Origin of the sequence: Micromonospora sp. AMSO31t (assembly GCF_008868175.1) — a bacterium.
Taxonomy (GTDB): domain Bacteria; phylum Actinomycetota; class Actinomycetes; order Mycobacteriales; family Micromonosporaceae; genus Micromonospora.
This window is the reverse complement of record NZ_WBKT01000212.1, coordinates 1-9,011: the sequence shown is the minus strand read 5'-3', so window position 1 is coordinate 9,011 and position 9,011 is coordinate 1. Positions and strand designations below refer to the sequence as shown.

7 protein-coding genes and 1 pseudogene are annotated in these 9,011 nt (G+C 71.9%); 3 read left to right on the top strand and 5 right to left on the bottom strand.

Annotated features, from left to right (window positions below; translation table 11 throughout):
* The 4 genes and pseudogenes from F8274_RS28500 to F8274_RS28485 form a co-directional block, all read right to left on the bottom strand.
* Positions 1 to 908, bottom strand: a pseudogene (locus F8274_RS28500) (hypothetical protein); the annotation flags it as partial.
* 75 nt (positions 909 to 983) lie between these two features.
* Positions 984 to 1,292: a cupin gene (locus F8274_RS28495; RefSeq protein ID WP_151465451.1), complete on the bottom strand. Its 309-nt coding sequence runs from the start codon at positions 1,290 to 1,292 to the stop codon at positions 984 to 986.
* The gene (locus tag F8274_RS28490) at positions 1,289 to 2,239 is read right to left on the bottom strand and encodes an LLM class F420-dependent oxidoreductase (RefSeq protein ID WP_151465450.1); all 951 of its coding nucleotides are present in this window, start codon (positions 2,237 to 2,239) and stop codon (positions 1,289 to 1,291) included. Before F8274_RS28490 ends, F8274_RS28495 begins: the two co-directional genes overlap by 4 nt.
* A gap of 2 nt (positions 2,240 to 2,241) precedes the next feature.
* Positions 2,242 to 3,027 (bottom strand): ABC transporter ATP-binding protein, encoded by a 786-nt coding sequence (locus F8274_RS28485; RefSeq protein WP_151465449.1) that lies wholly within the window; start codon positions 3,025 to 3,027, stop codon positions 2,242 to 2,244.
* A 287-nt stretch (positions 3,028 to 3,314) separates the two neighbouring features.
* Here F8274_RS28485 and F8274_RS28480 point away from each other — a divergent pair, with 287 nt between their 5' ends.
* Positions 3,315 to 4,346 carry an ABC transporter substrate-binding protein gene (locus F8274_RS28480; RefSeq protein WP_151465448.1) on the top strand — a complete coding sequence of 344 codons (1,032 nt, stop codon included), beginning with the start codon at positions 3,315 to 3,317 and terminating at the stop codon, positions 4,344 to 4,346.
* A 142-nt stretch (positions 4,347 to 4,488) separates the two neighbouring features.
* On the top strand, positions 4,489 to 5,286 hold the full coding sequence (locus tag F8274_RS28475; protein ID WP_151465452.1) for an ABC transporter permease: 798 nt from the start codon (positions 4,489 to 4,491) through the stop codon (positions 5,284 to 5,286).
* Between the two features lie 52 nt (positions 5,287 to 5,338).
* Here F8274_RS28475 and F8274_RS28470 read toward each other — a convergent pair whose 3' ends face one another.
* Positions 5,339 to 6,520, bottom strand: a complete 1,182-nt coding sequence (locus F8274_RS28470) for an ABC transporter substrate-binding protein (RefSeq protein WP_151465447.1) — start codon at positions 6,518 to 6,520, stop codon at positions 5,339 to 5,341.
* Positions 6,521 to 6,967: 447 nt separating this feature from the next.
* Between F8274_RS28470 and F8274_RS28465 the strand changes: the two genes are divergently transcribed.
* On the top strand, positions 6,968 to 9,011 hold a 2,044-nt coding region (locus tag F8274_RS28465; RefSeq protein ID WP_151465446.1), incomplete at its 3' end, for a sensor histidine kinase.

Below are 9,011 nucleotides of genomic sequence, written 5' to 3'. Positions count from 1 at the left end.
GGCGGCAGGGCCTGGAGGATGTCGGTCGGTTCGATGGCGTCGGGCTCGCCGGCCGTGGTCACCGGCCGGGGCAGCACCGTGGTGGCGGTGGAGCCGAGCGCTCCGGCGACGACCGCGATGAGCGCGCCGTAGTACGGCGCGAGCTGGTAGCGGTCGGCCGCGGTGCCGGGGCCGGCGGTCAGGTAGGCGAAGGCCAGCAGGACCGGGCCGGCGGCGCCAGCCGCGCCGCCGACCAGCGGCAGGTGGCCGGCCCGGCGGGCCAGCGCGCCGACCGCCGCGCCGGCCAGCAGGGCCAGGGTGGGCAGCAGCAGCATGGCCAGGCGCTCGGCCGCGGCCGGATCCAGCCAGGACGGTTCGAGGACGCCGAGGCGTACGGTGGGCAGCGTGCCGGTCGACGCCACCGACGGCGCGACGGAGACCAGGGCGAGCAGCCAGACGGCCGCGGCGCTGAGCGCGATGCTCCACCCGAACGGCGGCTTGAGCAGCACGGCGATCGCCGTGCCCGCCCCGACCACCGCCCCGAGGACGGCGCAGATGCCGGCCGCCCACACCGGGTCGACGGTGCCGCCCAGCTCGGCGGCGCGGGCCGGCTGCATGCAGAGCGGGGCAACCACGATCGCGCCCAGCCCGCTGACGCCGGCGATGGAGAGCAGCTCGGTGGTGCCGGCCGGGGAGGCGTCCCGGCGGGCGAGGCGTTCGGTGAGGACGGCCCCGGCGACCGTGGCGACCGCGGCGAACCAGCCGACCCAGGCGAGCTGGGCGGGCCACCGGTTCACCGAGTCGTCCACGAACGCGCCGTCGAGGCGTACGACGCCGAAGCCGTACGCGATGCCCAGCTGGCCGGCCCCGGCCAGCACGCTCACGCCGAGCGCCGTGAGCAGCAGCCTGCCCCACGTCCGAAAGGCCATGTCGGGCACGTTACGGCCCGGTGCACCCGATCGCCACCTTGCCACCCGCGGCGCGGCGAGATGGCGTCGGCGTGGCTACTTCAGCTCGACCAGCCGGGCCAGGTACGTGGTGCCGCCGACGTTGGTCAGCATGTGCACGGCGCCGGGGTCCCGGTAGACCACCCCGCCGGTCGGCTCGTCGGCGTCGATGGTGGTGCCGTCGATCGTCTGCACCACGTTCTTGGCGCCCTGGATCGCCACCACCAGGTAGGGGTGGTCGTGCCGGTGCAGCGGCTGCCGCTCGCCCGGCTCAAGGCGGATGTGCCAGACGCGTACCCGGTCGTTCTCGAAGACGATCTCCTGGCCCACCGGGCCGAGTTCGAGGTCGGCAGAGAGGTCGGTCATCCTGGTCCGTCCAGTTGAGGGAGCACCTCGGCGGCGATGAGCTCCACGTGGTCGAGGTCGTCGAAGTCGATCAGCCGGAGGTGCACCCGGGTGGCCCCGATGGCGGCGAACTCGCCGAGCCGGTCGACGAGCTGGGCGGGGGAGCCGACCACCGGGTCCTCCGGCGGGAGCGCGCTCTTGACGTGCAGCGGCGCGGCACGGCGCTGGGCCTCCGCGTCGGTACGCCCGACGGCCACCACGATCCCGGCGGAGAGCACGAGCGGCGCCCGTCCCGACGCGGCGCGGCCGGTCCGGTCGCACGCCTCGCGGACCCGCTCGTACGCGGCGGCCGTCTCGGCGACGGTCTTGAACGGCATGTTGAACTCGTCGGCGTACCGGGCGGCGAGTTCCGGGGTGCGCTTCGGGCCCCGGCCGCCGACGATCACCGGCGGGCCGGGCTGTTGCACCGGCTTGGGCAGGGCGGGCGCGTCGACCAGCCGGTAGTGGTCCCCGGTGAAGCTGTAGGTCTCGCCGGGCGGGGTGCGCCACAGCCCGGTGACGACCTCGAGCTGCTCGGCCAGCCGGTCGAACCGCTCGGTGACGGCCGGGAACGGGATCCCGTAGGCGCTGTGCTCGCGCTCGTACCAGCCGGCGCCGATGCCCAGCTCGACCCGGCCGCCGCTCATCTGGTCGACCTGGGCGACCATCACGGCCAGCGGCCCGGGCAGCCGGAAGGTGGCCGAGGTGACCAGGGTGCCGAGCCGGATCCGGGAGGTCTCCCGGGCCAGCGCGGCGAGCGTCAGCCAGGCGTCGGTGGGGCCGGGCAGCCCGGGCTCGTCGCCCATGGCGCGGTAGTGGTCGGCCCGGAAGAAGCCCTCGAAGCCGGTCTCCTCGACCAGCCGGGCGAACCGGAGCTGGTCGTCGTAGCTCGCCCCGCGGTGCGGCTCGGTGAAGACGGACACCCGCATGGTCAGTGTCCTCCCGCGACGACGCCGTCGGTGGCGTCGCGCTCCATGAGCAGTTCGTGCAGTTCGGCGCTGATGCGGGCCACCTCGGCCAGGTGCGCGTGGCGGCCCAGGGTGCGAGGCCGGGGCACGGCCACCTCGACCACCTCGCGGATCCGGCCGGGGCGCGGGCTGAGCACGACGACCCGGTCGGCGAGCAGCACCGCCTCGTCGATCGAGTGGGTGACGAAGACGATGGTCGCCTTCGTCTCCATGTGCACCCGCTGGAGTTCGCCGGAGAGCTCCTCGCGGGTGAGCGCGTCGAGCGCGGAGAAGGGTTCGTCCATGAGCATCACCCGCGGCTCGCCGATCAGGGACCGGCAGAGGGCGACCCGCTGCTGCATGCCGCCGGAGAGCTCGTGCGGGAGGCGCTTCTCGAAGCCGCCCAGGCCGGCCATCTCCAGCAGCTCGCGGGCCCGGTCGCGGTGCTTGGCCCGGCGCCAGCCGAAGATCTCCACCGGCAGCAGGACGTTGTCCAGCACGGTGCGCCAGGGCAGGAGCGCGGGCCGCTGGAACAGCATGGCGACGTCCCGGCGGGGCTTCGTGATCGGCGTGCCGGCCACGGTGATCTCGCCCTCGGTGACCGGGAGCAGGCCGGCGACCATGCGGAGCAGGGTGGACTTGCCGCATCCGGAGCGGCCGAGGACGGCCACGAACTCGCCCTCGGCGACGTCGAGGTCGATGCCGCGCAGCGCCTCGACCCGCCCGGAGCGGCCGTCGAAGGTGCGGGACACCCCGGACAGTCGGATCATCTCCCGCCGGCTCCCTTCCACAGTCGCGATCGCGAGCCGGGCTAGCGTAGCGGGCAGGCGTCCTTATAGCACCATCCAGGGTGGACGTCAGTCTCCTTTCCGTCAGGCAACTTCGTTTCCGTTCCGCAACCCGTACGCCCGCCTGACGTCATCGGCCTTCTCGTACGCTGTTGCGCGCGAAGAGTCCCCTCACGACGGTCCCGTCGGCTTCCCCCTCTTGCCGACACCGTCGGACCCACGACCCGACCGGGCGAATGTGCCCTGGTCGGAAAGGACATGGTGCACTGATGAGAAGGCTGACCCGTACGGTCGCCGCCGCGGCGCTGGCCACCGCCCTCGCCCTCGTCGGCGGTTGCAGCAGCGACTCGGACAAGTCGGAGGACGCCAAGGCCGGCAACGGCGCGGCGCTGGAGAAGGTGACCTACCTCACCTCGTTCGGCAACTTCGGCCGTGACTCCTATGCCTGGGTGGCGAAGGAGAAGGGCTTCTTCAAGGAGGCCGGCTTCGACGTCGACATCAAGCCCGGGCAGGGGACCGGCTCGGTCATCCAGACCATCACCGGCGGGCAGGCCGACTTCGGCCCGATCGACCTGACCGGCGGCATCCTCCAGCTCGGCAACGGCCAGGCCAAGGACTTCGTCGCCGTGGCGGCGATCCAGCAGCGCACCATGGCCGCCATCGTCTCGGTCGAGGGCAAGAAGATCGCCACCCCGAAGGACCTCGAGGGCAAGAAGCTCGCCGACACGCCCACCTCCGTGGTGCGCAACCTCTTCCCGACGTACGCGCGGCTGGCCGGCATCGACGGCAGCAAGGTGACCTGGGTCAACGGTGAGGCGCAGGGCCTGATCGGCATGCTCGGCTCCGGCGCGGTCGACGGCATCGGCCAGTTCGTGGTCGGCCAGCCCACCGTCGAGGCGGTGGCCAAGAAGAAGCCGGTCGTGCTGCCCTACAGCAACGTGATGCAGGACCTCTACGGCAACGTGCTGATCACCTCCAGCAAGATCGCCAAGGAGAAGCCGGAGATGGTCAAGCGCTTCACCGGGGCGCTGCTCAAGGGCCTGGAATACTCGCTGGCCCACCCGGACGAGGCGGGTGACCTCCTGAAGAAGAACGTGCCGGCCGCCAACCCGGCCGCGTCCTCCGCCGAGCTCCAGCTGATGGCCGCGTACGTCCGCTCCAGCAACTCCGGCACCGCGATCGGCACGCTGGACAGCGGCCGGGTCGCCAAGAGCATCGCCCTGCTCCAGGGCGCGGGCGCGCTCAAGCAGAACCTCACCCCCGACCAGATCATCGACTTCAACCTCGCGCCGAAGGCCTGACGGGTCGGCTCGGGCAACGGGGGTGCGGCCCGCCGGGACACCCGGTGGGGCGCACCCCCTTCGCGTGCCGGTCGTCGGCCGGCGCAGAGAGGAGGACACGTTGACGCAGTTGACCGGGACCCGGGCCGGGGCGCCCGCGCCGGTGGAGCCCACCGCCGCTCCGCGCCGGCTCGTCGTACGTCCGGCGGCGGTGGGCCTGCCGGCGCTCGGGCTGGTCATCGCGGTGGCCGCCTGGTGGCTGGTCACGTCGGGGCTGCACCTGGTCCACCCGGCCGCGCTGCCGCCGCCGCAGGCGGTGTGGCGCTCGCTGGTCGGCACCACCGACGTGCTGCTGCCGGCGTTGGGCATCACCACCTGGATGACCCTGCTCGGCTTCCTGCTCTCGTCGCTCGCCGGGGTGCTGATCGGGATGGCGCTGGCCGCCTCCAGCCGGGTGGAGCGGATGTTCGCCCCGCTGCTCGTGGCGGTCAACGCGGTGCCCAAGATCGCGTTCGGTCCGCTGCTGGTGGTCGCGGTGGGCTGGGGGCAAAAGCCCATCCTGACCATGGTGTTCCTGCTCTGCTTCTTCCCGATCGTGCTCTCCACGGCGACCGGGCTGACCACCACTCCCGCGGACCTGGCCGAGCTGGGCCGCTCGCTGAACGCGTCGTGGTGGCAGGCGTTCCGGAAGGTGCGCTTCCCGGCCGCGCTGCCGCAGATCTTCGTCGGGTTGAAGGTGGCCATGCCGCTGGCCGCGATCGGCGCGGTGATCGGGGAGTTCTACTCGGACCGGCCGGGGCTGGGCTACCAGATCCTGCAGTACAACGGCGTGGGTGACACCGCCACGGCGTGGGCGGCGATCGTGCTGGTGGCGGTGATGAGCATCCTGCTCTACTCGGCCCTCAGCCTGGTCGAGCGCCTGGCCCTGCCCTGGGTGCGCGCCACCACCTCGGCCCGCTGACCGCTGCTCCCGGCAGGAAGCGTTGCCGCCTCCTGCCGGGAACCCGTCGCGATCAACCGGCCAGGCGCCAGCGGCCGCCACGCGCCACCAGCGTGGTCAGCGCCTGCGGCATGAGGCCGGAGTGGTTGTCCGGGGTCATCCGGATCGGCCCGGAGAGGCCGTCGAGCTGCGCGGTCTCGAGGACCTCGCGCAGGGCGCCCCGGTCCACCTCGCCCGGTTTGCCGCCGGCCCGCAGTTCGGCGTCGGCGATGAGCTGGACGGCGTCGGCGGCGAACGAGGAGAAGCCGTTGTAGCCGCCGAAGCGGGCGGTGTACTCCTGGAACCACTGCCGCCGGGCGGCCTTGGCCGGGGTGGTGGCGATGACGTCGTCGATCACCATGGTCTGGGTGAAGATCAGCGTGGTCCGCTCGGTGGATCGGGCGGAGGCGCCCAGGAAGAGGTCACCGGCGGCCGAGGCGTCGAAGAAGAGCGCGCCCGCGTAGCGGCTCTGCCGGGCGGTGGCGGCGGCCAGCGACGCCTGCTCCGGCGGGGTCCAGACGATCAGGGCCTCGGGCTTCTTGGCGGTCAGGTTGGCGATCTGGGTGCTGACCTCCGTGTCGGTGGTCCGCACCGACTCGGCGCGGGCCAGCTTGACGCCGGCCTTGGTGAACTCGCTGTTCAACGCGGCCAGCCCCTCCTCGCCGTACTTGTCGGCGCTGTGCAGCACGGCCACCTTGCGGATGTTGCGGCGGATCAGCTCGGTGGTGAGGGCGGCGGCGCTGTCGGCCGCATTCGGTGCCAGCTTGAAGACATAGCGGCGTTCGGCGACCGGTTCGGTGACCTCCCCGGAGGAGGCGAGAGCGATGGTGGGAATGCGCTTCTCACCGATCGTGCGGACGGCGCCGATCGCACATTCGTTGCATCCGCCCATGATGATGGCGCTGACCCGCGAGTCACCGCTGAAATCGTTGATGTTCCGCAACGATTCCGCGGCGTCGGAGCGGTTGTCCTTCACCTTCAGTTCGATCTTCCGGCCACCCAGCGCGCCCGAGGAGTTCAACTGCTGGACCTTCAGTTCCAGGGCCCGCTGGTAGACCTTGCCGACCGACGCGGAGGCGCCGGACAGTTCGAGGTCCGCGGCGATCACGATCGGACTGTTGTCCTGCGGCTCCCCGCCGATCTCGCAGCCGGTGAGCGTGGTGGCCAGCACGGCCGATGCGAGCACCGCGATGCTCGCGGAGCGGATGGGGCTCAACTCAGTCCTCCAGGTGCGGCGCGGGCCAGCGCCCGATCACCGCCGCTCGTCCGTCCTCAGTGGAGGATCGGGATTGGTGTGCCGTACGGTGTGCGCGAAGCCTGCAAAACCTTGCCAATGCCGGGCCCTGTGGTCAAGCGCGGATGTCGGCAGTCGTTTCGGGACAGCCGTCCCACATGTTGGGGACACGGAACGTTAACCGACAATTACTGCGCAGATACGTCTGACCACTCTGGAGTCACATGCCCTGTTCAGGGGGCCGGAGAAAAGAAGGTATTAGGTGATCGGATCACGGGTTGGGTCAGCCCAGACCGTTTCCTGCCTCACGGCCGCTTCCCAAACAGGATCTCGTCTGATGAAATCGCGGCCGTGCCGCGCGTGGCGCTGGCCGCTGCACCAGGCACGGGTCGGCGGGTCAGGCGTGGAAGAAACGACGGAGGCGATGTCGTGAGCACCGGACCTACGACCCTGCCCGAGAGCCCCGACGCCGATCAGCGAAACCGGCGACGGCGACTGCCTCGGCTGCGCGACGCGCGGATCCGCTCCAAGCTCGCCCTCATCCTCGTCGTTCCGGTGGCGGCTGTCATCGCACTGGCAACTATCCGACTCGTCTCGGTCGGCGAGGGCGCGTACGAGGCCAACCGGATCCGGTCGCTGACCGCGCTGTCGATCGACGTCTCCGCGCTCACCCAGGACCTGCACAAGGAGCGGATGGCGGCGGCGTCCTTCCTGGTCGCTCCGAACCAGAAGCCGGACGCCTACAACCTGCGGGTCCGCAGCACCGACGAGCGGATCACGGCCTACCAGGACGAGCGGGGCAGGCTCGGCGACGTGCCGGCCTCGGTGCGCGACCGGCTCAAGGTGATCGACGACCACCTGGCGACGCTCAACGGCACCCGCCAGGAGGTGCTGGACCGGCAGCAGATGCCCGTCTCCGAGGCGAGCCTGCGCTACGGCATCATCCTCGACGACCTCGTCGCGTACGGCGACACGCTGGCCCAGCAGCCCGGCGCGGAGGGCCTGGCCGACGCCCGTCGCGCGGTGGCCGCCTTCGCCCACGCCAAGGCGGAGGTCGCCGAGGAGGAGGCGGTCGCCTTCACCGCGCTGTCCACCGGCCAGATCGACGAGGAGCAGTTCTCCTCCTTCGTGGCCACCCTGACCGGCCAGCAGGAGGCCCTGCTGTCCTTCTCCCGGGCGGCCGAGCCGGCCCAGCGGTCCCTCGTGGACCGCACCGTCTCCGGTGACGCCGTGCAACTCTCCGACCGGGTCGCCAACGACATCTCCCGCTCGGTCGGGCAGGTGCCGCTGGTGACCCGGGACGAGGCCGCCGCGGCCGTCGGCGCGGTCGGCGACCTGATGCGGTGGGCCGAGATCCAGCTCCAGGACGAGCTGCTCGCCGACGCCGACGCGGTGCGCAGCGACGTCATCCGGCAGGCCGTCGTGGAGAGCCTGCTGGTGCTGCTCACCCTGGCCATCGCCGTGACGCTGGCCGTGGTGCTGGCCCGCTCGCTCAACGACTCGCTGCGCCGGCTGCGCGAGGGCGCGCTGGCGGTGGCGAACCACGACCTGCCCGACGCGGTGAGCCGGCTGCAGAACGTCAACGCCATCGGCGACGGCGGCGTGGACGAGATCGTCCAGCAGGTCCGGGACCCGATCAGGTTGACCAACCGCGACGAGGTCGGCCAGGTGGCGTCGGCCTTCAACGTGGTCCACCGGGAGGCGGTGCGGGTGGCGGCCGAGCAGGCCGCGCTGCGGACCAGCGTCTCGGCCATGTTCCTCAACCTGGCCCGCCGCTCGCAGAGCCTGGTCGACCGGATGATCGGCGAGCTGGACGCGATCGAGCGCAGCGAGGAGGACCCCAAGCGGCTGGCCCAGCTCTTCGAGCTGGACCACCTGGCCACCCGGATGCGCCGCAACGACGAAAACCTGCTGGTGCTGGCCGGGGCCGACTCGGCCGTGCCGCGCCGCGACGACGCGCTCCTGGTCGACGTGCTGCGCGCCGCCCAGTCCGAGGTGGAGCTCTACAACCGGATCGAGTTCGGCACGGTCGACACCGACATCTCGGTCGCCGCCCACGCGGTCAACGACGTGGTCCGCCTTGTTGCCGAACTGCTGGACAACGCCACCCGGTTCTCACCGCCGAACACCATCGTGGTGGCCGACGGCCGGCGGATCCGCGACTACGTGCTCATCCAGGTGGAGGACCGCGGCCTCGGGCTCAGCGACGAACAGCTCGACTCGCTCAACCGCCGGCTGGCCGCCCCGCCCACGGTGGACGTGGCCGCCTTCCGGCTGATGGGCCTGGCCGTGGTCAGCCGACTCGCGTCCCGCTACGGGATCCGGGTGGAGCTGCGCCGAAACGTCGAGGGCGGCACCGTCGCGCAGGTCACCCTGCCGAACGCCACCGTGGTGCTGCCGGCGAACCGGGGTCAGGCCCCGCTGACCCGCCCGCGCCAGCCGCTCGCCGTCGAGCAGTCCCCGCTCGGCCAGG